Origin of the sequence: Paraburkholderia caballeronis (assembly GCF_900104845.1) — a bacterium.
Lineage (GTDB): Bacteria > Pseudomonadota > Gammaproteobacteria > Burkholderiales > Burkholderiaceae > Paraburkholderia > Paraburkholderia caballeronis.
Genome location: NZ_FNSR01000001.1, coordinates 126,638 through 151,459 on the forward strand (window position 1 = coordinate 126,638; position 24,822 = coordinate 151,459).

Sequence of the window (24,822 nt, forward strand, 5' to 3'; positions counted from 1 at the left end):
GGTTTTTGCAAGCGCCGACGCAGCCCTATGCCGCAAGCCCAGCCCACCATCCCATATATCCCGGCTTCTCGATAAACCAGGAATTCCATATCGTGGCTGCAAGGTACAAAGCAAACACGCAAGCCAGCATTAAAGCGCCAACAGATACAGGATTTCCCAGTATCGAATACCCCATGCTGGAAAAATCCGACTGGCTGTTACTCTCGCCGGTTTTCGATAGCCGACACCGTATACGGCGACGGTCGCGCGCGATCGATATTCCTCCCACAGTCATCCGACACACGCGCGGGAAATACAGCCCCCCTAGCCAGCCAACCGGCCAAAGCGTTCATTCGAGTGCTTCCGACAGCACAACCGCATGTGCAGATCCAGCGTCAATTAACGCGCGCGCCTCCCCGTCCACTGCATGTTGAGCCGCAAGCATCGCCATCTGTTCCTGCGCAACATCGGATTGCAGCAGTCCGCCATCGTCTGCGCCGACGATCGTCCCCGTGATCCGTGCGGCGAGCGAACGCACAGTAGCGCCCTCGGCGATCGCCATCACGGAAAGCTTGACCTCGAACGTTTCCTCAACAGCCATCCCCAGTTCCATTCCCATCAGGGAATCCATACCCATGTCGCTCACCGATTTTTCGAGTTCGATTCGATCCGGCGGCATATGCAGGATTCGCGCAATCTGCGCCTGCAGCGTTTCTTCGACCAGTTGCACCGCCTGGTCGTATCGCAGCGAGCGAATCTGCCCACGCAACTGAACACCGCTGTCACGCAACGGCTCGCTTATGTTTCGTGTCCGCAGCGATACGTAGCGACGCGCCCCCGCCGCAGGCATTCCACGCGCAATGGCCTGCCAGTCGAGACGTACCACCGCTTCGCCGGCGCGGCCGTCCAGCAATACGCGTTCGAGTGCGGCGAGCGCCTCAGCGGACGTGATCGATGCCCCCCCGATTCGCGCCTGCAACGCCTCGCGTGTTTGCGCATGACGGGCGAGAAAGCCAACATCATCAAGCGGCCCCCACGCCATGAAGGTTCCCGGGAGGCCAGCCGCACGACGCTGTTCGACGAGAGCCTCAAGGAAGCTGTTCGCGGCCACATAACTCGCCTGCCCGGGATTTCCGAGAAAGGTCGTGGCCGAAGAGTAGACAACAAAAAAATCCAGCGCACACCCGCGCGTCGCCCGATGCAGATTCCATGCACCAGCGACCTTTGGTGCAAGCACAGCAGCAAAACGATCGTCATCGAGGTTCCGCACCAGACTATCGTCGATCTGCATCGCCGAGTGCACGATCCCTTTTAGCGGCATGCCACGCGCCTCTATTCCACCGATCAAACGCCCGACAGCGGCTGCATCAGTCACATCGCACGTCACCACGTCGACCCGGACGCCACGCTCTTCGCGCCAGCGCCCGACCTCGGCTTGCATCGCTTCAGGCAAACTGCCGCCGCGGCTTGCGAGTGTCAGGTGCATGGCGCCTCGCTCCACGAACCTGCGCGTCGTCGCGAATCCTAGCCCGCCCGTTCCGCCGACGACCAGATAGGTCCCCAACGGATCGAGCCTCCATTCGGCACGCAAAAGCGTGTCGTGCGAAGGCGCGGGGATACCGGCTTGATAGGTAACCAGCACCTTGCCGATCTGGCGCGCCTGCTGCATGTAACGGAAAGCCTCTTCGACACGCGCCGCTGGAAATGCACGATACGGTAGTGGATGCAGCACTCCGCTCTCGAACAGTTGCATCACCTCGCCAAAGAGCCGTGCTGTCAGTTCCGGCAGCGCCCCCATCAACTGGTCGGCATCAATGCCGAAATAGCTGATGTTGTTGCGGAACGGCCTAAGCCCGATGAAACTGTTCTCGTAGAAGTCGCGCTTACCCAATTCGATAAATCGGCCGAATGGCCGCAGCGTATCGATGCTGCGTACCATCGCTTCGCCGGCCAGCGAGTTGACCACGACATCGACGCCTGTGCCGCCTGTAAGCGCACGGATGTCGTCAGCGAAGGCCAGGCTGCGCGAGTCAAGCACATGATCGGCTCCCAGCAACCGCACGAATTCACGCTTTTCCCGGCTGCCAGCCGTTGCGAATACTTCCGCGCCGAAATGGCGCGCCAACTGGATTGCGGCAATGCCCACACCTCCAGCCCCGCCGTGAACGAGCACCCGCTCCCCGTGACGCAACCGGGCGAGTTCGAACAGGGCGTAATAGGCCGTAAAAAACGTGGTGGGGATCGTCGCAGCCTCTTCAAACGTCAACCGCCCCGGCTTGTGAGCGATCGCCGCGACGCACGTCCGCACGCGCGTCGCGAATGACGCGGGCGCGAAACCCAAGACTGCATCACCTGGAACGAAACCGCTGACGTCTCTCCCGGTCCGAACGACCCGCCCCGACAGTTCCATCCCGATTGTCGCCCCCGCAAAGCCGGACTCCACCGCCTCGTCGGACAACAACCCCATGGCGTACATCACGTCGCGGAAGTTCAGTCCAGTCGCAACAGGCTCGATCTCGATTTCGTCCGGCCCGAGTTCGCGTTCGGGTAGCGCAAACCATTCAAGGTTGCGCAGCGACCCCGGTGCTGCAAATGCAAGCATCGACGCTGGAGGCAACGCGCCGGCACCCTCCGGCGCGCGGGCCAGCGCCTCGGCTACGGTCAGCATGCGGGGGACAAAACGGCCTTGAGACGAGAGCAGCACATCTTCTTCGCCGTCACTGGCGAGGAGCTCGTGCGCCAGAGCGGCAAAGCGCTCTGGACATGCCGGATGCACATCAATGAGACGGCAACCCAGCTCAGGATGCTCGTTGGCCAGCACCCGCCCTAGTCCCCAGAGGGTGGCCTGCTCAGGGCGCAGCGCAGCATCACTACGCGTCACGCCAGGGTATGGCGCGCCCCCGTACGTCACAATCACCAGTTGCAACGCCGCCGTCGGGGCCGCAATGCCGAGTTCCCGCACCAGCCGCGCCAAAGCGATCGATGTGTCGTGCTGGCTCGACATGACAACAGCGCCGTCCACGTCAGCCGGCAACGCGTGGTCCGGCGCGATGAACACGAGCCGATGCTTCACGCCTGAAGACCTTGCAGCGACGAGACGCGGCGCGTCCTGCGGAGTGGCGCTCGACACGTCGCAACCCGCCTGTCGCAGCACCGAGGCAAGCTCGGCACCATCAGCCTGATCGCCCAACGCCGGCAGCAAGAGCCACCGCTCCTCGCGCCGGGCAGCGACCAGCGCGGGGGCGGGGACTCCGCGCTGCGGCCGTCCGTCCGCCGCGGGCACTCGCGCCACGATGAAAAGAGGTGCGCCTTCCAGTTCGAGACCTCGCTCCACGTAGCGCACCGCATTTTCGAAGCCCGCCTGCTCCAGCAGCCGCATCACTTCCGGCGGCGTCAGGGGCACCCTCGCCCCGGCCTCCGACGACGCGGCAGATTGCAGGCCAAACACGATGTCGGCAAACCGGCTGCCACGCCCTTCGGCAATCACGATCAGGCCGCCCGGGGCGAGCCACCCGCGCATGGCCGATAGTGCAGCAAGCGCATCGTCGCGGCCCGCGAGCACCCGATTGGCCAGGACCATGTCGTATGGTGCGCCGTCATCGGCATCGAGCTTCAGACGTTCGCCCGACTCCAGCACGACCGTACGCACGGTCGCGAGCGAATCGATATCGAATCCGCTTTGCTGCTGCGGCGTACATGCAATCGCATGATCACAGCGCGCCACGGGTAGCCGCACGTCAAGCGGGCGCAATATGTCTCCGTTGGAAGTTGGAACTTCCAGCACACGGAGCCGGCGCGACTCGCCCCACCCGTCCACCGCCTGCTCCACGCCCACCGCCATCATGGAGAGAACGTGCGCCCACGTTGGCGACGCCTCAAAGAAATGCTCGACGAGACTACCGCTCGCCAGCGAGATAACCTCTCGGGCCTCAAGCTCACCGCGCAACACAGCCGGCAACGCGGCGCCGCAATGGGCCATCAGCGTCAGCTCCGCCACGTGTGCGGGCGACTGCGCAAGCAGTGCACGCCACAACTCGTCCGGTCCCGGCATCGCATCGCAGGCCGCCATGTCGCGTACGAGCCGAGTCCCATCCCAAGTCGCGAAACCATCCTCCACCACCATTCCTGCCAGACGCGAAACAAGCTCCGCGTGCTCGCCTCGAGGCAACGCCAACCAGGAGAATGCATCGATTGCATCGAGCGCGCGCAACGCGTACGCGCTTGCCAGCACGTCGATGAGCGGCAGTATCTCGGTCAAGTGCCCTTCGCGCCTCGCCGGATCTTCCCGTGTCGCCAAGGTAGTCGCAGCGGCCTCAACCAGCTGCGCGGGCGACGGTAACGCCGTCGCATCGAACCCGTCCGGGAGCGGCTTCGCATCGAGCACATAGGCGTAGCGGGCTGGCGGCGTCAGCCGTCGTCCGAGCAGATCGATCCGGCGGAATCGACATGCAGCAAGACGCGCGACGATCTTCCCGCACGCATCGATAAACTCGAACGATGCCGTCACCGAATGCGGATTGCGTCGCTCAATACGCGCAAGCACCCGATGTACCGTATCGCCACGCAGGAAATCAATACGGCCGAGTTGCACCGGCACGTAGGCGGCGTGATCACCGACCGACGGCGAATCGGGCGACGACAGCAACGCAAAAAGCGGATGGAACCCGCTGTCCATCAATGCCGGATGCAATAGCCACGCACCGCTGCCGGTCGTGTCCGTCAACCCTTGCGGCTGAGTGACGTCCGCCAGCGCCTCGTCGCCTGCAACGCGCACCGAACTGATCCAGCGGAAGGCCGGACCGTACGCCAAGCCGATTGCCGCGGTACTCGCGTACAGGTCATCGCCATTCAGGGCTGGCTGGGCGAGTAGCTGGGAGAGCGTCGCGGCGGGTACCTCGCATGATGCGTCAAGCGTACTTCCACTCGCGAGCATGCGCCCCGTCACGTTGAGTGCCCAAGGTTCGGCGCTCATGCGATCGCGCGTCTCAATCGTGAACGCGGCTGTGCGCGGATCGATCATCAGCCGAAACAGTTTTGCGTGCTGTGACTGAAAAACGACGGGCGAGCGGATCTCGACGTTCTCAAGCGCACAGGTCTGCGTACCCAAAAACACGCGGGCGGCCGCAAGCGCCATTTCGACATAGCCAGCCCCAGGAAATGCAGCGGCGCCGTCGACCACATGGTCCGCCAGCAACGGCAGACCGATTGGATCCAGTTGGTTTTCCCACCCGAACGCATGCTCATGCAAACGATAGCCGAGCAGCGGATGCTCACGGCGACGATTGACGAGGTTGTATGCCTCGGCACTTGGTTCGAGCCAATAACGCTCACGCTGCCACGGATACGAGGGCAATGCGACACGCGGCGCGTCAGGCGCGAATCGGTCTGGATCGACTCGTGCTCCATTCGCGACCACCGCTACGATCGCATGGTGCAACATCGAGGCGCTGTCCTGATGACGCTTGAGCGTCGGCAGCGTATGGCCAGCAACGCCAAGCGATTCGAGCGTCTGCTTCACATATGTACGCAGGATCGAATGCGGCCCGACTTCGACGAAAACGCGCACGCCATCGCGAACCAGTTGAGCAACGGCGTCGCCAAAACGAACGGGCTTGCGAATATTCCACCACCAGTAGCCCGCGTCTAGCGCTGTACCGCTCAATGGCGCACCAGTCACCGTGGACACGAACAGGCGGTCACCGTGCCGCGGCACGATGTCAGCAAGCTTTTCGCGCACCGTTGCCTCGATACCATCCATACGGCTGCTATGGAACGCATAGTCGAGCTCCAGCATCTGGAAGAAGCGACCACTGTCACGCAGGTGCGAACCCACCACCTGCAGACCATCAAACGATCCGGCCAACGTAACCGACTGCGGGCTGTTCGAACCCGCCACCTCGACGGCTCCTGCCAGGCCGAGTTGTGTGATGAGTTCGCTCGCGGCAGTTTCGCCCACACCGGCCGCCGCCATGCGCCCAGTCCCCCGGGTCTGAGCCTGCGCCCGACTACGAATCTTGATCACATGCACGGCTTCGGAAAGTGTCAAGGCGCCGGCAGCCCATGCTGCGGCCACCTCGCCAACGCTATGGCCCACGCATGCATCGAAAGCGACGCCGCGCGCTTCGATCGCGCGGACAATCCCTACCTGAATGGCGAAGAGAACCGGTTGCGCGTACTCGGTCGCGGCAAGTTGCGCATCATCGATGCCGGTAATCAGCATATCGACAAGCGGCGCGCTTCCGTCAGCGCACCACAGTGTATCGACCTCCACGAGCGCGGCACGAAACACCGCATCGCTGGCGATCAACTGCTTACCCATGCCTGCCCACTGCGATCCGTTTCCGGAGAACACCAGCGCCACGCGTGCGCCGTCTTCGGCCGCTTCGCCCTGCACGACCGCCGCAGGCAGCGGCTCATCGGTCGGCGTTGCGAGCGCCGCCAGCGCCGCACGTGCTTCCTCGGAATTCATCGGTGCCACGATCGCCCGATGTTCGAACCACTGCCGCCGACGCGCGGCGCCTGCGGCAAGCGCATGCCATGATGCACCATCATCGAGCAGGCGCAGATACTGTCCCGCGAGAATATTAAGCGCCCGTGGTACCCGCGCACTTATCACGAGCGGCGCCAACGACCTGTTCATGCTGTCTGCGCCGGACGCCTTGACCGGGGATGCTTCCGCAGGAGCTTCGATTAGCACGACATGCGCATTGGTGCCGCCGAAACCGAATGAATTCACACCGACGGTAAGCGGCTTGCCGCTTACCGTCAACGGCGTGAAGCGGTCGACGACACGCAGTCGCCCACCATGGAAATCGATGTTCGGATTAGGATATTCGAAGTGCAATGACCGCGGCACCGCGCGATGCTTGAGACACAGCACCGCCTTGATCAGGCCCGCCATCCCAGATGCAGTTTCCAGATGGCCGATATTGGTTTTCACCGAACCAATTAGCAACGGATCGTCGGCTTCGCGTCCGCGCGCGACGACGTCGATCAACGCCCGCGCCTCGATCGGATCGCCGACGGCCGTGCCTGTGCCGTGCGCCTCAAGATACGCGAGCGATTGGGGCGCAACCCCCGCGCGTTCATATACGCTGCGCAGCAGCGCCGCTTGCGTGGCTGCGCCAGGCACGCTGATACCGCCTTGCGAGTATCCGTCTGAGTTTACGCCGGAACCGGCGATTACCGCATGGATCGTGTCGCCATCGGCGAGCGCGCGCTCCAGCGGCTTTAACAGCACTAGCGCGCCGCCTTCTGCACGAACGTAGCCATCACCGGAAGCGTCGAACGCCCGGCAGCGCCCGCGTGGCGAAAGCATTGAGGCCTTCGAAAAAGACACGAAGCCGAACGGATGCGTCAACAGGTTGACCCCGCCCGCGAGCGCGCATTCCGCCTCTCCCGACTGTAACGCCAGCACCGCCTGGTGCAACGCGACGAGCGACGACGAGCATGCTGTGTCAACAGACATGCTGGGCCCGCGCAAATCGAAGAGATATGACAGCCGGTTCGACGCGATGCTCAGCGTATTGCCGGTCGCCGAGTACGGGTCGACCGAGTTGAGGTCGTCCATGCTGCGATTGCCGTAGTCCGGACTGGCCACTCCAACGTATACCGCGCAATGGCGTCCCCGCATATCGCGGGGACGCACACCGGCGTCCTCGAACGCTTCCCATGCAAGCTCCAGCAACAGACGTTGCTGCGGATCCATCTGCGCCGCCTCGCGCGGCGAAATACCAAAGAACGTCGCATCGAAGCCCGCCACATCGTCCAGCACGCCTGCCGCAAACGTATAGCTCTTGCCCGGCTCTCGCTTCGACGGATGCCGGTAGAACTCCGTGCCGAATCGATCGGCCGGCACTTCGGTGACCGCGTCACGCTCGTCGCGCAGCAGACGCCAGAATTCCTCCGCTCCCGTGACCCCACCAGGAAAGCGGCATGCCATCCCCACTATCGCAATCTTCTTGTTCATCTTTTCATCATGTTTTGCTGTGCGTCCGCCGGGATTCCTTTTATCGGTCCGGCATCGATTGCCTGAAGCAATGCGGCACCCAGGTCCTCGACCTGCAAGTCGCGCCGCCCAGCGGCTCCATCGCCGAAGTTACGCCAAATAAAATAGTCGCTGCTGGCAGGCTCCGCGCCCAGCCCGTCGAATACGTGCGGCAGCGCCGGCACGTGATCGCCGTAAAAGCAGAGTACCGTATCGCGCCGACGGGCGCGCAGATACTCGATCAGTCTGCCAATCATGATATCGGCGTTCGCGACGTGACGGAGATAGACCGTGAGGTCGCGCCATCTGGGATCCTCTCCAAGTGCATGCACCGACGCCGATTCACCCTCGCTCACGGTCTCCAGATGCAGCGGACCGTGATTTTCCATCGTCATCGCGAATAAGAATACCGGCTGATCACGCGGCGCATCGAGCGCCTCGACGATGGCATGCCCGACCGCGGCGTCCGCCACATAAGGTCCCGCACGCGGAGCATCGGTGAAGTGCGCGAGATCGAGAAATCTGTCGAACTGGAGCAGCGGAAACACTCGGTCGCGACCGAAGAAGTCCGCATGATACGGGTGAATAGCCAGCGTCGAATAGCCAATACGTCGGAACCAACCTGCAAGCGAAGCGCATGTGCGCCGAACGAATGCATACGGATAGAAGCGCGCATAGCCAAGTTTCTGCGGCTGCAAGCCGGTCAGCATCGCAAACTCTGTGCGCATCGTGTTCGCCCCCCAAGCCGGCACTGCCAGTTCGCCATGGGCAAACGACTCCCGCCGAGCCGCGTCGAAATTGACGAGAACCGACGCCCCGATCGCGGTGCCGAGGCGCCGGACGTCGAAGAACGATTCGCTCTGGATCACAACCACATCAGGACGACGAACCGGCACTCCGCCTGACGAATACGGACCGGACTGCGTTGCATGCTCGAACGCATGCAACGTGCGCGGACGCAGGCCATTCAGCAGATATGCGACGAACGTGGTAAAGAAGCCGTGGCGCTTCTGATCTTGCTTTGGGTCCAGCGTAAGCGTCAACTGCGCGGCGATCAGATAGCCAGCGACCAGACACATGCAGGCCGCGACGGCCGCAGCCGCTCCAGGACGATGGACGGCGGGCCTGTCAGCGAGGAACCCCCCGACGAGCACCACTCCCCCCACAGCAATCGCCGCGACCTTACCGACGCTCAGGAACGGCAGGTACAACCGCGGGTGCGTAAATAGCTGACTGAAAAGACTAAGATCCGTGAACACGAACGGCTCACGCAGCGACTCGTACTTAGCGTTACTGACCGCAGCAACAAGACCCACCAGTGCGACGACAATGCCTACGGAAAACAGCGGCCGCGCGGTAATCAGCAAAACGACACTGCCAACGAACACAACGCTTGCAACGTGCAGCGCGAACGCAGCTGGCGCGCGGCGCAGCGGCGCACGCGGCGCGGCCAGCGCGTCGACGCCGAGCGACAGGACCACGGCAAGCACGACGCAAAGAATGAGAACGCTCACCACGCTAGCACTCCTCGCGCGGCAGATAAGACAGCTTGTCAAGGATGGCGTCGGCTAGCGTGGCCGGAAGCAGCGAGAGCACCCGCATGCCGATCGCCAACAGGCCTGGAAACGCGATTTCCGCCCGGCGCAAGGCAAGCTTGCGACGGATATGCGACGCGGCCCGGTCAGCGGACCATAAACACGGCTTGTCACCGGGAAACACGGCACTCATCGCGGTTTTAACAAAACCGGGCATGACGATCGATACCCCGATGCCATCACGCGCGAGCACCGGACGCACAGATTCACCATAGGCTTTAAGCGCCGCCTTGCTGGCGCAATATGCCGGCGAGATCGCCATGCCGCGCAATGCCGCAAGCGAGCTTATTAGCGCGACCTGGCCTCGGCGGCGCAATCGCATGCGAACCACCACAGGCAAAACGGCATGCATTGCACCGTAGAAATTCGTGTCAACAACCGTGACGGTGCGATCAAGTTCTTCCCAGTCTTGCGCTGATTTGAGCGTGCTCGCAGCACCCGCGTTCGCGATCAGCAGATCGATCGGATGCGCATCATCGAACGCCCATAACCATGCCTGCATCGCGCGAGCGTCCCGGACATCCATCTGACCTGTGATGACGTCTGCTCCCTGGCTACGACATGCGTCCGCACAGGCTTCGAGCCGCTCGGCGTCACGCCCCATCAACCCGAGCACGACACCGTCCGCCGCATATGCCAGTGCGAGTGCCCTGCCAAGTCCCGCGCTCGCACCGGTAATGACGACATGGCGCGGCACCATGCTAACCATGCGTTACCTCGATATGCTGGACCGTATCGGCCACCGGCATCGGAATAAGGACATCAGCACGGAAAGCGCTATCCGGCGTCAAACGTCGAATCGTACGCGATGAAACCGCAAAGCCACTCACCAGCCCGGAGCAGGAACAACATAAGGAATGAAACCGGCACGGCGCAATCGGACACACCACGAAATCGTGTGCGGGTTCCCGGCCGATATCAGTCGAATTCCTGCGGCCAGCCCTGCTCGCTCGCTGCGCGAAAGTCCACGCGCAATCACGGCCTATGCGCCTTGCACCGCCGGATTTTCCGTACCCCACTGCCTGCCCCCGCTCGCGCGGCTTTATCGCCAGCCCGCAAGAAAATGGATATGCCGGTCTTCGCCAAAATAGTGAAGACCGTCGTATTTCGACTACAGTTGAATCAGTTGATTTGCCTTCGCTGCCAAAGACCAATTGCTATTGGCCCCAAGCATCTGAATCCTGCGACGAATCGTTATTTTTCAACCCAATTTACCTCTGCATATTGTATTGGCATCGCCAGATGGACACAACGCGAGGCTGCCAGCCCACCGGAGACAACAAACGACTACCGTCGAATTGCCCCCTCATCGATCCGTTCCAGCATATTTCGGTTAGCCCCCCATGCAGCACGGCAAAGCAAGCTTGCGCTGGCTCGGCAAAGTCATCAAACTGCGGCGGTCGATTATAGAGCCACCAGATATCACCAATATGTTGCACGTGTGCGCCGCGTAGCCGACCGAATTCGTGTATTCTTGGTCGGTTCGGAGAACATCTCGTATCGCAGCTCCGTCTTGAATATCACCCGACAGCTCTAGCCTTATCGTGACGTTGGTGCTTCGGCACCGAAATCCCCCAGCGCTCGTGGGTGACGGTTCCGTAGGACATGCTCGAACCACACCATACACGGGATTGCCAGCGACATACCATGGCGGGTTCTTTTCCCGGTGCTGTCCGAAGTGAAGGTGCTGCGCGGCGTCCCCACCTCGCGTCCGACCAGCCCGATTCCGTCGACATAGCAAGTCCGCCCTGCGGGATACCCGGCGAACTCAATTCACCTTCGGCCAACCCGCTCCGGCAGCAGGGTTTCCGCCCCTCCCCCACTCACGCCAGACTGCGCATCGCGTCGGCGACTGCCCAGCCGCCAGAGTGAAATAGGGAAAGCCCTCGCGGATCATAGTGCCGCAATCAAATTGCCTCGTGTGCGGGGAAATGGGGCAACTTAAACCGTCTATTCCCGATTTCAATCAGCTGGCACGTAGAATACAAACGGCGCCCACGATACTAGCCCCACCGTCTACGCTATTTTCCCCGCCAGCCATTGGGTCCCCCAGGAACAACGGGCAAACCGCACAACGAGGGAGAAACTCTAGTCAAGAGCCCAACCTTGCGCCGCTTCGCCCGTACGTATCGTCGAACCGGACGATATCGTCCTCTCCCAGGTACGCACCCGACTGCACTTCGATCAGTTCAAGCGGAATCTTGCCGGGGTTCGCCAGCCGGTGAACGACCCCAAGCGGAACGTACGTCGACTGATTTTCCGTCAGAATCGTTTCCTGATCTCCGTTTGTGACGCGCGCAGTGCCTTTGACCACCACCCAGTGTTCAGCCCGATGATGATGCACCTGCAGACTGAGTTGCGCGCCCGGCTCCACGACGATGCGCTTGACCTGGAAACGCTCACCACTATCGATGGTTTCATAAGATCCCCAAGGACGCACGACCCGGCGATGCGCTCTCGCCTCCTGGCGGCCCGACGCATTCAACCTCTCGACGATCTTCCTGACATCCTGCACTTTGTCTCGATGCGCGACCAGCACGGCATCCACCGTCTCAACGATCACTACGTCGTCGACGCCAAGCGCCGCCACCATCCGGTGCTCGGCGCGGATATAGGCATTCGACACATCCTCTGCGACTACGTCGCCGAGGAGCGTGTTACGCTGGCCATCCACGTCAACCATCGCCGCAAGCGTGCTCCATGAGCCGACGTCCCTCCAGCCAAGACCCGGCGCTTCGACTACCACCGCCCGCTTCGTCCTTTCCATCACGGCGTAGTCGATCGACACGTTGGCGCAAGCAGCAAATTCGGAAGCGTCGAGCCACATGAAATCGTGATCTTGCGCCGCCCCCCGCAGCGCACGCTCAGCCCGATCGACGATGGATGGTTCGAAGTAGCGCAGTTCGTCCAGGTATGCGATCGCATTCAGCATGAACATCCCGCTATTCCAGTAGTAGCCTCCGTCCTCGACGAAACAACGCGCGGTGTCCCGGTCAGGTTTTTCGACGAACGCGTCAACGACATAGGCACCGGCGTGCCCAGCGATGGCCTTACCCGCGCGGATATAGCCGTAGCCAATATTAGGCTCGACCGCCTCGACGCCGAAAGTGACCAGCGCGCCGCCCTCTGCAACGCCCGCCGCCCGCTCGGCCACCTCCGCGAACGCCTGTTCGTTCAGCACCACCTGATCAGATGGCAACACGAGCAGCAACGCATCGGGATTTTCTCGCGATGCGAGCAGTGCTGCGACAGCAATAGCTGGCGCAGTGTTACGGCCAACCGGCTCAAGAATGATTGCCGACGGATCAACGCCGATCTGCCTCATCTGCTCCGCAGCAATGAATCGCTGCTCGCCGCTTGTGACGACCAGCGGCGAAACCGCACCCGCCACTCGAGCCGCACGCAGCACCGCCTGTTGAACGAGGGTCCGCTCACCAGCAAGCTTCAGGTACTGCTTCGGATAACCACTACGCGACATCGGCCAAAGACGAGTGCCGCTGCCACCGCAAAGAATCACTGGATGAATCTGCATCGACTGGCCTTACGCCTGGACTTGTTGTCATCATGACGACACTGTGCCGACCTGATCGACTGCAGTCGATCAGGTCGGTTTAACAATCACATCATCGTTTCCGGTTAGTCAGGATGGTTTCGCCAAAAAATTCGGCTAGCGCCAGCCGCATCACCCGGAAGCTCTTAAGTTTAGCCGATAGTATGCCGCCCCGTTACTATCTTCACGCCCCGATAATTGGGGCTTTGGCCAGCCAGGCCCGGCATGATTCCCGCCCCCAGTCGCAGTCATGATCCGGGGGGTGTTGTCACCGGGTCTGGTGGGTGGCTGGTGATCGCTGATAGGGGTTTGGCCGGAATATTCCGACGCCGTCCGTAACGTGGATGCCGAGACTTGCCACCGTTGTTGCAGGCCAATCCGTTCACTCCGCATAAACAGCAATGCAAGAAACCCAACAAGATGACGCCGTCGAGGTCTTCGTTGGCGTCGATGTCGGCAAAGGCCAGCATCACGCCGTGGCACTCGATCGGAACGGCAAGCGTCTGTACAACAAGGCGCTCCCGAACGACGAGGCCAAGCTACGCACCCTCATCGCCGAACTCAAGACTCACGGCCGACTCCTGTTCGTCGTCGACCAACCATCCACCATCGGTGCGCTTCCTGTAGCCGTCGCCCGCGCTGGGGGCGTACTCGTTGCCTATCTGCCGGGACTGGCCATGCGCCGCATCGCCGACCTGCATGCCGGTGAAGCCAAGACCGATGCCCGTGATGCCGCAATCATTGCCGAAGCTGCCCGCTCGATGCCGCACACGCTGCGCTCGCTTCGACTGGCCGACGAGCAGCTCGCCGAACTCACCATGCTGTGCGGCTTCGACGACGATCTCGCCGCCCAGGTCACTCAGACCAGCAATCGCATTCGCGGCCTGCTCACCCAGATCCATCCGGCGCTTGAACGTGTTCTCGGCCCACGCCTCGACCATCCAGCGGTACTCGATCTGCTTGAGCGCTATCCGTCGCCCGCCGCACTTGCCGGCACCAGCGAGAAGACGCTCGCCAATCGCCTGACCAGGCTCGCTCCTCGCATGGGCAAAATCCTGGCGACCGAGATCGTTCAGGCGCTGAGCGAACAAGCCGTAATCGTGCCCGGTACGCAAGCCGCCACCATCGTCATGCCCCGTTTAGCCCAACAGCTTGCGGCCTTGCGCAAGCAACGCGACGAGATCGCTGCCGAAGTTGAGCGACTGGTGCTTGCTCACCCTCTTTGGCCGGTCCTGACCAGCATGCCGGGAGTCGGCATCAGGACCGCCGCCAGACTCCTGACCGAAGTTGCCCATAAAGCGTTCGCTTCGGCTGCGCACCTGGCGGCTTACGCCGGCCTCGCGCCAGTCACCCGGCGCTCAGGTTCATCGATACGCGGCGAACATCCATCCAGACGCGGCAACAAGGTGCTCAAGCGCGCCTTGTTCCTATCCGCCTTCGCGGCTTTGCGAGACCCCGTCTCGCGGGCTTACGACGCCCGCAGGATCCAACAGGGCAAGCGTCACAACCAGGCGCTCATCGCGCTCGCACGGCGACGCTGTGACGTTCTGTTCGCCATGCTGCGAGACGGCACCATTTACCAACCCAAGTCAGCACCTAATGCTTGACGAAGGACATAGCCCCCCGCGTACATCGCTGCCGCAAATCCAGACGGAATCGACTGCACCGCCCCATCCTCCACGCCACGCGGAACCGAACGAATTGCCGGATCGTTCGTGGACTGGCCCTGCCGCTTATCGTACCCGCGACCGTTGCGCCCGCAAATCGACCGTCTCCGCCCGCTCCGGCATTCGGCTGGCGTTGCACGAACATAACCTTCAAGGGGCCCGGCTATAGCTGGAAACTATCCGTCGGCCTTTTCAAACCGTTTCACCACCGCGTCAATTGCCATCCTGATGCCCGATTTCGTGTAGAAATCCCCATTAATCTGGGTGTGATGCACTACGTAGTCGAGGAATGCACTATACAAAATCATGTCCGGCGCATGCGAATAGCGCCAGAAATCATCGAGATCATGTTGCCACGTCAGGCCGGCCATGCTGTATATGGCGTCGCCCAATGCAATCAGCGGACGACCATGGTGAAGCGCGGACAAACCCACGGTACTGTTCACGACCACCACGCCGAGCGCATGATCGAGCAACGTCGGCAAGTGGCCGCCGTCCAGAAACCTCACACGCTCCAGCACGCCCCACTCGCGCGCGGCCTTCAGCGCATGGCGCCGATGATCGACAAGGCCGCTATCGAGCGGATGGTTCTTGACCACGAGCAGCGTGTCGGCTGGCGCATGCGCAGCGAACGACGCAAAAACCCGCTCGACAACCTGCGCGATGGTATCGAAAGGCGAATGAACGACAATTTGCGAGTCTGAATTGAGCTGAAGCGGAAGCAGGTAATAACGCGCGTTCGCCGCGAGCAGTTCATGCATTTTTTGCTCGGCGTCAGCATGGTAGGCACGCTGCCTCAATTGCCGCGACGCAAGCCCCGTGTACTCCAATAGTCCGTTGCAAGGCCGATGGCTTTTGTAATGTGGAAAACGAACGGCCAGCAATCCGTTGGCCAGCCTGTAACGAATATCGTGATAGGCGCGTTCGCGGAGGTTGTAGCCGGTCTCAAGGCCCAGTGGACTCGGAGGCGTAACGTTGCGCTGTTCGCGATACCAGTCCGGATCACGCGACAACAACGACCTTCCATTCACGCCATATCGCTCAAGCGTGATCCAGTGCGGCCGGACATATCCCTCCTCGAAAACATGAACTCGTATTCCGTTCGCTGCAGCAAGCGGATGCATATGCCGATGTACTTCGCGGCAATCTCCGAACATGATGACGTCGGTAGCCGCACTACGCGCAATCCGCTGCTCATACCAAAGGGGCAAATCCGAACTGCGCCCGCCAAAATTGTGGGTCGTTTCGCGCCCGCCATAGATCAGATCGCCGCCGCAGAAATTGACCCGCTCGAAGGTGTGACCTCGATCGATCAGCTTCGATGCAAGCTGACGAAAAAACGGCGATGCCGTTCCCTGCAATGCCAAAAACGAACGCCGCATAGAATGTTAGACAGTAGGAACGCGATTCGACCTCTGCAAGCAGCGGGACCGCACGGAGGAGCATTGGTGGGCGCGCCACCCCAGTCCCAGGCAAGGGACGAAGCATACAACACTGCAAGCGAAATAAATATTAACGGAGGCTAAGCTCCGATTACTTTTTTTTGAAGGGCGATGGCAATATGGTCGGTAGAAGGCTATAATCGCTCGCGAAAATTCGCCCGATCTGGGCGGTATGCAGCTTATCTTCAGGTCGACGCAGGAAACCGTGCTGACATCAGGGCGCACGGCTTCATAAAGAGCCCCAAAGTGCCGTTAACTTTTCCGGGAGGCTGCGTGGTCCGTGCCGTCGCGTCCACTACGCGTGAACGAAAGAAACGGGCCGATCGATCATTAACGACGGACTATGGGGATGAATCGAGTCGCTGGTAACGGCGCCCAGGCCACGGCGCACAAACGACCTCGGGTGCGAGTCGGCGCTGCGCCGTACAACACTGGCAACCCATCCTTTCCTGGTACGCAAGACCTGACTCCGCTGGGTGGACCACGGCTCAAGCATGGCCAGCGCATGCGCCAACGACAGTCGCCGGGCATTCGCGCCCCGCGTTTTCGCCCTCTGGCCGGAGCATATCCAAGTTCAAACGTAGCCCTCGACAGAGCCGTGTCCAGCATAAAGCCGGCTGGATCTGATCAATCCAGGCCTGGATCGCTCCCGCCATGCCGTTGCTTTCATCTAACATCCTGCCGCCGAGGCGCCGACAAGACGCCGCCCGTCAACTTTGACGACTCATCTGTTTGGGAACAACGTTGGAAACAGAATTGAATACCCGCCCGGCACAGTCCGGCACGGAAAAGCAGTCCCTTCTTGGCCGCCTGAAAGGAATTAACAAGCTATTCGCAGCTACGGTCCTCGCTCCCACGCTCCTCGCAACGGTATATTTCACCCTCTTTGCGTCCGACATCTACGTGTCGGAATCCCGGTTCGTGGTACGTAGCCCACAGCGCCAAAATCAGACCAGCATTGTAGGAGCGTTACTGCAGGGTACCGGGTTTACGCGTGCGCAGGATGACACCTATCCGGTGATCGATTACATCGAGTCGCGCGATGCGCTTGACGAACTGAACCGTGACGACGCTATTGTCAAAACGTACCTGCGACACGGCGATCTTCTGGGACGCTATGCGTCAATGGGCTTCAGACACAGCTTCGAGGCACTGCTCAAGTATTACCAGTCGCGAATCGTCTCGATTGACCTCGACACGACATCTTCCATCGCGACGCTTCAGGTGCGAGCCTTTTCTGCCAGGCAGGCAGCACAAATCAACGAACAACTCCTCGATATGAGTGAGCGCCTGGTCAATCGCATGAACGATCGGGCCGCAAACGACACGGTACGCTTCGCGCAGCAGCAGGTGGATATTGCATCAGCGAAGGCGCGCGAAGCGGTCGCCGCTGTTGCCTACTATCGAAACGCCAATTCGGTTTTCGATCCCGACCGCCAGTCGGCTCTGCAGCTCGAGCAGACCACCGCACTACAAGCTCAACTGCTGGCGGCTCGCACACGCCTTGCACAGTTGGAATCAATCGCTCCCAATAACCCCCAAATCAACGCGTTGAAGATCGAAATCACCGGCCTCGAAGGTCAGATCCACGCCAACACCGGAAGGGTTATGGGCGGCAAGGACTCGTTCGCGGCGAAAGCAGCACAATACGAACGCTTGCAGGTCGATGCCCAGTTTGCCGACAAGCAACTCACCGAGTCGATGGCGCTACTGGAAACCTCGCGCGCCGAGGCGGCTCGCAAGCAACTGTATCTAGAACGGCTCGTCCAACCGAATACACCCGATGAAGCGACCGAGCCGCATCGATTGAAATCCGTCTTCGTGGTTTTCATACTCGGCATGATCATCTGGGGCGTATCGAGCCTCCTGATCGCCGGCATGCGTGAACACCGTGACTGACTGTCCGGCTACCATGTACTCGAATTCGCTGACCCATTCGTTCCGCATCCAGTGCCGCGTCGTAGGCGCGCTACTCATGCGCGAAATCATCACGCGCTACGGGCGCCACAATATCGGCTTTCTTTGGGTATTCTTCGAGCCGATGATGTTCACATTGGGCATCACGGCCCTCTGGACAGCGACCAAGGCGACACACGGCTCGAATCTCCCCATTACCGCGTTCGCCGTAACAGGCTATTCGACCGTGCTTCTGTGGCGCAACTGCGTGAATCGCTGTGCGCTGGCGATTTTGCCCAACCAAAGCCTCTTGTATCACCGCAACGTACGCGTGCTCGATATTTTTATTGCACGCATTCTGCTTGAGGTTTCCGGCGCGACGATGTCGCTGATTTTCCTGTCGTCGTTGTTCATCATGTTCGGCATGATGGAACCACCCGACGATATTGCGTTGATGTTCGGCGGATGGATCTATCTCGCGCTGCTCGGAACCGGCCTTGGGTTCACTATCGGCGCGTTGACAGAGCGAAGTGAAACAGTCGACCGCATCTGGCACACCGTCGCCTATCTGCTATTCCCGCTGTCAGGCGCAATCTATCTCGTCGACTGGCTTCCGCCGGCTGCACAGAAATTCGTCCTGCTGCTGCCAATGGTGCATGGGGTCGAGATGTTGCGTTCGGGTTACTTTGGGCCGCTGATCAAGCCACATTACGATGTCTCGTACATGATAGCGTCCGATCTCGTGCTATTGCTCGTCGGATTGCTGCTCGTGCGTGAAACGAGTCAGCGTGTGGAGCCGGAATGATCGAACTTGAAGATGTCACTAAAGTCTATCGTACGCGGCAAGGCCGTCGCACGGTCCTTGACAAAGTGAACCTGAAGGTTCCCCCTCAGCAGAAGATCGGTATTCTCGGCCGTAACGGCGCAGGCAAGTCGACCATGATCCGCATGATCAGTGGCGCCGAGTTACCGACCCGCGGATATATTCGGAGAGGTATGAGCGTGTCCTGGCCGCTAGCGTTCGGCGGAGCGTTCCAGAGCAGCCTGACCGGCATGGACAACTTGCGGTTTATCTGTCGTGTATATGGTGCTGACGCGATCGCCGCTGAGCCGTTCGTGCAAGAGTTTTCTGAACTCGGGTATTACCTGCGCGAACCGGTCAAAAGTTACTCGGCCGGGATGCGCGCTCGACTCGCGTTCGCGATCTCGATGGCAATCGAGTTCGACTGCTTCCTGATCGACGAGATCATCGCAGTCGGCGACAGCCGCTTCCACGAAAAATGTCACCGCGAATTGTTCGAGCGTCGCAAGGATCGCTCACTGATCATCGTCAGCCACGACGCTGGGTACATCCGGGAGCATTGCGATACGGCCGCCGTGCTGGCAGCTGGCAAGCTACATACATTCCCTGACATCGAAAATGCATACCACTTCTATCGGGAAAGCGCCGGATGACCGGATATCGGAACAAGCCGGTACCAGATACTGAAATGCACCGATCGCTCACCGCGCAGGCGGCATCCGCCACTACACAGCCAGGACGCAGACATTTCGTCGGCGCACTCGCCGGTTCAGCAGCACTAGCGATTGCAGGCATTCCGCTGCGCGTATTCGCGTACCCATTTCATCAGTCGTGGCGCGTACCCGAGCAATCGACGGTGGAAATCTGGCCGTCGCGCGAGAACATGGACCTGGTGACATGTGTTGCCGCAGTCGAAGATTGGGATGTGCCGGCATCATCTGCGCTTGTGATGCGGCTTGCGGACGAAACATACCGGCTGTCGTCCACGCTCAAGATTCGCCACAACGCCGGCGACCGGTTCAGGATTGTCGGCAACATCAATGCGCCGCAACGCTGCCAGCTTCTATGGAGCGGCGACGCCGACGCGATTTATGTCGGTGCAGGCTCGATACTCTACATCGACGGTGTAACGATCTGTCACGACACCACCACCCAACGGGGGCTCGCCAGCGGCGTGCTGGCCGACGAAGGCGGAGTCGTCGAGTGCGGCCGCAGCGTGCGGGTCACCGATTTCTATTACGGTTTTCAGGCTCGGCGAGGTGGCATCATCCGCTGCGAATACTCGCAAAGCTCAGGAGCCGGAGACGCAAATTACTTCGCGTTCATGAGCGGACACATTTCAGCGCGTGGCGCCGTGGCATCGGGCGCTGCCGACCGCGATAAACAACTCGGCAGTGGTTTCGTTGCGGAATATGGCGGCTCGATCGATGCGATCGAAGCAACCGCACGTGGCAACGCGTTAGCGGGATTCACCGCCTTATCAAACGGCTCGATCCGCGCCGATCGCGGCCTCGCTGAACACAATGGTCGCGGCGGCTTTTATACCGATACCGGCGGCGAAATCGTGGCTCACGGGGCAACCGCCCGGGCAAACTGCGGCCCCGCCATCTGGATTCCCAATCAGCGCGGCGCTGTGGTTGGAAACAAAATGCAATCGCGCGACAACAATCTGTCTGCCGAAATGTGTAAAGCGTCCGGCTGACCTCCAGAAGGCAACCACACCTCCGATGTCGACGCACTGTGGACACCGGAGGGAAGGTCCCCGCCCAAGGAAGGTCTATGTCGCTTTCGGCTTACGCGACTGTTTGCCGAAAAGCGATGTAATAATACGGATATGCTGGAACCACCGACGTTGCCAACGCCCTGCACCCGGACCGAGCCAACGTTGTGTCGACGCGTTACGCATGATGTTCTTGACGCGCAGATTCAGTTGCCGCTCGCTCAGCACACGTGGCTGGCAGTAGAACGTCGTCGCCAGCATCGACGAAATGGTCGTCAGATCGAGGTCATCACAAATAAGGACAAACGCCGGATGCCACTCGTCTAGTGGAAACCAGGCGTAGCGTACATGTGTCAAGGCATCGCGCACCAGATCCAACCGACGCCCACGAACGTCAACGACCACGGTCCTGTCCGGACTCAGTGTCTGCGCACAGAGTTTGATCGCGTGAACGTCAAGCACACCGTCCTCTTCGAACCCGTCCTTAAGCCATGAGTTGAAGTCCACATAATGCGCGGCAAGCTCGCACCGGGAGGCATCGGGAAAAAGCCGCGCCTCACGCTCGACAGCCGATGCATCCACCACCAGGACGGCATCGAAGCCTGTTTCGATTGCGCGCAACACGAGGTTGCAGGCTGCGCCAGGATGCTCCTGCCAGCCGTGCGCGCTGATTGCCAACGGAATCATAAGGCCTCGCGCGAATAGTCAACGAACGGCGTCGTATCGCGAATCGCGCGATAACGACTCATCAAACCACCGGGGAAATAAAACACTTCCTTGTTGTATTTCCGCAGCATTAGCGCGGAGAAGAAGCTGCCGAGGCAGACACCGAGGCCGCGTTCCGGCAGATAGTCTTTAAGCGTCTTTGCGAATACTTCACCTTTCGGGCGCTGACTCAGATGGTTTACTAGTTGGAGGTCGTTGCCTACGAGATCGTCGAGCGCATCGCGGCCATTCAACAGAATCTCCCGCGCCGCCCACTCCTTCCAGTTATACGGTGCCTGGTCGAATACCAGTTGCTTTTCATAACCGGTCAAAAACCTCTCGACATCTTTTTGCCGTATCGGCAAACGCGAGCCTTCGATAGTGCGCAGCAGAGCGCGTACGCGCAACCGCGACGTCAACACCGCGTTCGACGGGATGGTCGCGCGAATCGACTCGGGAACGAATGCCATCGAAAACCTCGCGAGATGCTGCTGCCCTTGCTCCTGAGTAACCTTGAGCAAAGGCTTCCGGGCAATCGACCACGCCTCCATCATCGCGCGGTACATCTTCGTGCCACCGCGTAACGTTTCATAGTGAATGGCACCCGATATCGACAACAGCGGACGCGAAATGAGCGACTGCGTGATCGCATAGGGATTTACCCGAGATGGAATACCGAGTGCATCGGCACGAAGCCCCTGGTCAATATCCTCGAACTCCGTCCAGTAAAGATTTTCGTCCTGCGGGCACAGCTTCCAGACTGAACGCTTTGCCAGATAGAGGCTGCCGGTTGGATAGTTCGTGCGCGAATGCCGTAGGGCGTTTGCATAGTAGAACCCTGCCTGTTCTGTGATAGACAGCACAGCCGGCGAAAAGGCGGACGTCGTCGTGAGGTCATTGCTGCGCATGATGCCTCGCTCCGACTGGGCAACGACGTTCGGCGCCGTATTGAAATCGGAATAACGCCTCGGAATCGCGTTGTACTTGTCGTCGAAATAAATACTCTGAAACGCAACCAGCGGATAGTGGTCCCCGAATCGCTGGACAGCCCGATGGAAGTCTTTAGGCAGAAACACGCGGTCGTGGATGATGCAGAGATTCTCGAAACGGGCCTCGTCTGCAAGCCGATTCTTCTTCGCGCAGATACGCACCGGCGGCGCCGTAATATCTTCCCCAACGATTCTCACGTGATCCATGTACTTGAACCCCGGCCCCGGGCGCCCGCACAAAAGGATCTCTTTCTCTGGGATATCGAGCTCTAGAATCCGCTTGACAGTTACGTTGAGCAGCGTTGAATCCTCGGGGCCGACCGGAATGCCAAAACTCCAGCGGTCGAGCCCCGCGTCGACCTCTACTGGCAACGGTTTAACCTTGCGCAGCACGATCCTCGTCTCGTCGCGCACCTCCACAGCAAACGAGTCGCTGTAGTAAGCCTGCAGGAGGTAACGTGTATGGCCGCTCTCGCCAAGGAGCGTGATCGCCCTGCCGACCTCCAGCGCATGCGCTGCATCCCAGAAGATCAGTGGTGCAAGCGGAGAGTCCGCTTCGATGCCCACAAACACAAGATCAGTCTTGGGCAGATCAAGCAATCGTACGCACGCGTGCATATCACGGCGAATCTCGTCGGGTTTCCCCGATTCGAGCGGCCGGAACGAAACGATCGTCGCATCCGCGTAGCGTTCGACAATTTCCTCTTGCAAGATCGGCAAACTGCGCGGCGTGCTTGCGGGATAACGCAGCTTCTTGTAATGCCTAAGCTGAATGACACTCATACGCCGGTCAGGAATTTATCGTTAGGCACGCTCGGCGTCTTGACCACGACATTGACAGCGTCAGTCAATGCTTCGAAATCCGTTATGTCGCCCGGCTCAAGCACGACGATATCCCCCGCCCCCCATTCCTTCCCGGCCATGCGAACGGTACCTTCGAGAATCAGTGTCACCTCTGTCGCAACGCGATGATAGTGAGATGCCTCGCGGTCGCCCGCCTTGTATCGCTTGACAGCGACTTCGCAAGCGTCCGATATAAGCGCCGTCGGACTGAAAGCCCCCACAAACCAGCCCTTGATCATATCGTCGAGATGTGCCGTTTTCATCGTCAGGCCCGTGATTCGAGAGTTGCGTCAAATTGACGGAAATGCCGTTCGCTCTTCAACGGATGATATTGCTGCGGTCGAATGGGAAACGTCGCAATACGCTTTTGCTCAAGAATGAGCTGGTTGAAAACCGGACAAACATAAAACAGTCCGTCCACATCCGCACCCTTCCGGATCATCGTCTTTGCTCCACGGACGAAATCACTGCCCTTTCGGAACCAGTAAAGGCCTGCGGTGGCGTGGTTACTGATCGGGTTCTTCTCCGCCGCTTCGATAACAAACCCGTCCGCGTCCACACGAACGAACGAGTAGCGCGGATGGATCGAATGGAATACGACCGCGCCGGCATCTACAGCCGCTGCGCGGAACGCACTCACGACGCCAACGAGGTCTACATCGATCAGTTCGTTCGCGCTGACGATCAGCAGTTCGTCATCGTTGTCGATGTGTTCGGCCGCGAGCAGCGCCGTGCAAGCCGCGCCGCGCGTGGTCTGCGAAACACGCACCGTATGGGCGTCATCCGCAAGCTGCCGGACTGCGTTGTCCAGATGGTAGCGGCTGACTTCCGCATCTCGGAGTGCAACGATCAGTTTCCCGGCATTAATCGCCGCACAATTGTTGATCAACCGCTGGATCAACGGCGTGCCATCGAACTCCGTCAAGCAGAGCGGGTAGTCCCCGTCACTGGTTTCGAATGCTGGTGACCCTGCCGCGAGAATCACGATATTGGTCATAGGGCCTCCAGCGCCGATTGCGCCTCTGCGATACGTTTCATGATGTTGGCGAAATTCGTGTCCGACGTTTCCTTGACGACGAGCACGTGCGCTCCCGACGCCCGCGCTGCACGGATGCCATTTTCATTATCTTCGACAATAAGACACTCGTCCGGACTCACTCCAAGTCTGGCCATCGCCGTCTGATAAATTTCCGGATCCGGTTTCGCCTTCTTCACGTCTTCGTTCGACAACTGCAAGTCAAGATACGGCGCGAGTGCGGCGCGCTCCATCATGACCTCGACGGTATTGCGGATCGAGTTCGACGCGACGGCCAGCTTGTAACCCGCGCTCTTTAGGCGCGCCAAGGCGTATTCGTGGACGAAGTTCGGTTTGCAGTGGGTGTACACGATGTCCATCGTATACACCTGTTTCATTTCGTTGATGAAACTATGCAGGCTTTCGGGCAGACCGCGTTCAAGGGTCAGCATTTCAAGCTTCTTTCTCGTCGGCAAACCATCGTAACTCGTCAAATGCTCATGCCGCTTGATATGGTAGCCAAACAGTTCGAGAGCCTGATTGAGTGCATCGTAGTGCCACTCCTTTGCCTCGATCAGCACGCCGTCCATATCGAAAATTACTGCTTTGATCATTTTCTCTCTCCTCACCCC

15 protein-coding genes are annotated in these 24,822 nt (G+C 60.1%); 5 read left to right on the top strand and 10 right to left on the bottom strand.

Annotated elements, in window-relative coordinates:
* Positions 1–328 precede the first annotated feature (328 nt).
* The 4 genes from BLV92_RS00600 to BLV92_RS00615 form a co-directional block, all read right to left on the bottom strand.
* Complete coding sequence (locus BLV92_RS00600; RefSeq protein WP_090541259.1) at positions 329–7,948, bottom strand: type I polyketide synthase; 7,620 nt, start codon at positions 7,946–7,948, stop codon at positions 329–331.
* A complete protein-coding gene (locus tag BLV92_RS00605; RefSeq protein WP_090541262.1) occupies positions 7,945–9,483 on the bottom strand; it encodes an LTA synthase family protein in 1,539 nt (512 codons plus the stop codon). Before BLV92_RS00605 ends, BLV92_RS00600 begins: the two co-directional genes overlap by 4 nt.
* A gap of 1 nt (position 9,484) precedes the next feature.
* On the bottom strand, positions 9,485–10,270 hold the full coding sequence (locus BLV92_RS00610; RefSeq protein WP_090541265.1) for an SDR family NAD(P)-dependent oxidoreductase: 786 nt from the start codon (positions 10,268–10,270) through the stop codon (positions 9,485–9,487).
* A gap of 1,383 nt (positions 10,271–11,653) precedes the next feature.
* Entirely contained in the window at positions 11,654–13,093 is a 1,440-nt protein-coding gene (locus BLV92_RS00615; RefSeq protein WP_090541268.1) for a mannose-1-phosphate guanylyltransferase/mannose-6-phosphate isomerase, read from the bottom strand.
* Positions 13,094–13,512: 419 nt separating this feature from the next.
* On the opposite strand from BLV92_RS00615, the gene BLV92_RS00620 reads away from it, so the two are divergent.
* A complete protein-coding gene (locus BLV92_RS00620) occupies positions 13,513–14,718 on the top strand; it encodes an IS110 family RNA-guided transposase (protein ID WP_110332448.1) in 1,206 nt (401 codons plus the stop codon).
* A 236-nt stretch (positions 14,719–14,954) separates the two neighbouring features.
* Here the strand turns inward: BLV92_RS00620 and BLV92_RS00625 are convergent, their stop codons facing one another.
* Positions 14,955–16,160: a capsule biosynthesis protein gene (locus BLV92_RS00625; protein ID WP_090541270.1), complete on the bottom strand. Its 1,206-nt coding sequence runs from the start codon at positions 16,158–16,160 to the stop codon at positions 14,955–14,957.
* Positions 16,161–16,976: 816 nt separating this feature from the next.
* Here BLV92_RS00625 and BLV92_RS00630 point away from each other — a divergent pair.
* From BLV92_RS00630 to BLV92_RS00645, 4 genes are read left to right on the top strand one after another with little or no spacing between them, the layout of a single operon-like run.
* The gene (locus tag BLV92_RS00630; RefSeq protein WP_244283723.1) at positions 16,977–18,119 is read left to right on the top strand and encodes a KpsE/RkpR family capsule polysaccharide export protein; all 1,143 of its coding nucleotides are present in this window, start codon (positions 16,977–16,979) and stop codon (positions 18,117–18,119) included.
* Positions 18,120–18,132: 13 nt separating this feature from the next.
* A complete protein-coding gene (locus BLV92_RS00635) occupies positions 18,133–18,921 on the top strand; it encodes an ABC transporter permease (protein ID WP_090546718.1) in 789 nt (262 codons plus the stop codon).
* Positions 18,918–19,571, top strand: a complete 654-nt coding sequence (locus BLV92_RS00640) for an ABC transporter ATP-binding protein (RefSeq protein ID WP_090541276.1) — start codon at positions 18,918–18,920, stop codon at positions 19,569–19,571. The genes BLV92_RS00635 and BLV92_RS00640 overlap by 4 nt, the downstream gene beginning before the upstream one ends.
* Positions 19,568–20,620, top strand: a complete 1,053-nt coding sequence (locus BLV92_RS00645) for a hypothetical protein (protein ID WP_143040627.1) — start codon at positions 19,568–19,570, stop codon at positions 20,618–20,620. The genes BLV92_RS00640 and BLV92_RS00645 overlap by 4 nt, the downstream gene beginning before the upstream one ends.
* A 75-nt stretch (positions 20,621–20,695) precedes the next feature.
* Here BLV92_RS00645 and BLV92_RS00650 read toward each other — a convergent pair whose 3' ends face one another.
* Genes BLV92_RS00650 through BLV92_RS00670 form a run of 5 tightly spaced genes read right to left on the bottom strand, consistent with a single transcriptional unit; the run spans position 20,696 to position 24,804 of the window.
* Positions 20,696–21,325, bottom strand: a complete 630-nt coding sequence (locus BLV92_RS00650) for a hypothetical protein (protein WP_090541282.1) — start codon at positions 21,323–21,325, stop codon at positions 20,696–20,698.
* Entirely contained in the window at positions 21,322–23,115 is a 1,794-nt protein-coding gene (locus BLV92_RS00655; RefSeq protein ID WP_090541285.1) for a hypothetical protein, read from the bottom strand. The genes BLV92_RS00650 and BLV92_RS00655 overlap by 4 nt, the downstream gene beginning before the upstream one ends.
* Positions 23,112–23,438, bottom strand: coding sequence for a cupin domain-containing protein (locus BLV92_RS00660; protein WP_090541287.1), 327 nt, complete (start codon positions 23,436–23,438; stop codon positions 23,112–23,114). Before BLV92_RS00660 ends, BLV92_RS00655 begins: the two co-directional genes overlap by 4 nt.
* 2 nt (positions 23,439–23,440) lie before the next feature.
* Complete coding sequence (locus tag BLV92_RS00665) at positions 23,441–24,172, bottom strand: glycosyltransferase family 2 protein (RefSeq protein WP_090541290.1); 732 nt, start codon at positions 24,170–24,172, stop codon at positions 23,441–23,443.
* Positions 24,169–24,804 carry an HAD family hydrolase gene (locus BLV92_RS00670; RefSeq protein ID WP_090541293.1) on the bottom strand — a complete coding sequence of 212 codons (636 nt, stop codon included), beginning with the start codon at positions 24,802–24,804 and terminating at the stop codon, positions 24,169–24,171. The genes BLV92_RS00665 and BLV92_RS00670 overlap by 4 nt, the downstream gene beginning before the upstream one ends.
* Positions 24,805–24,822: the final 18 nt, after the last annotated feature.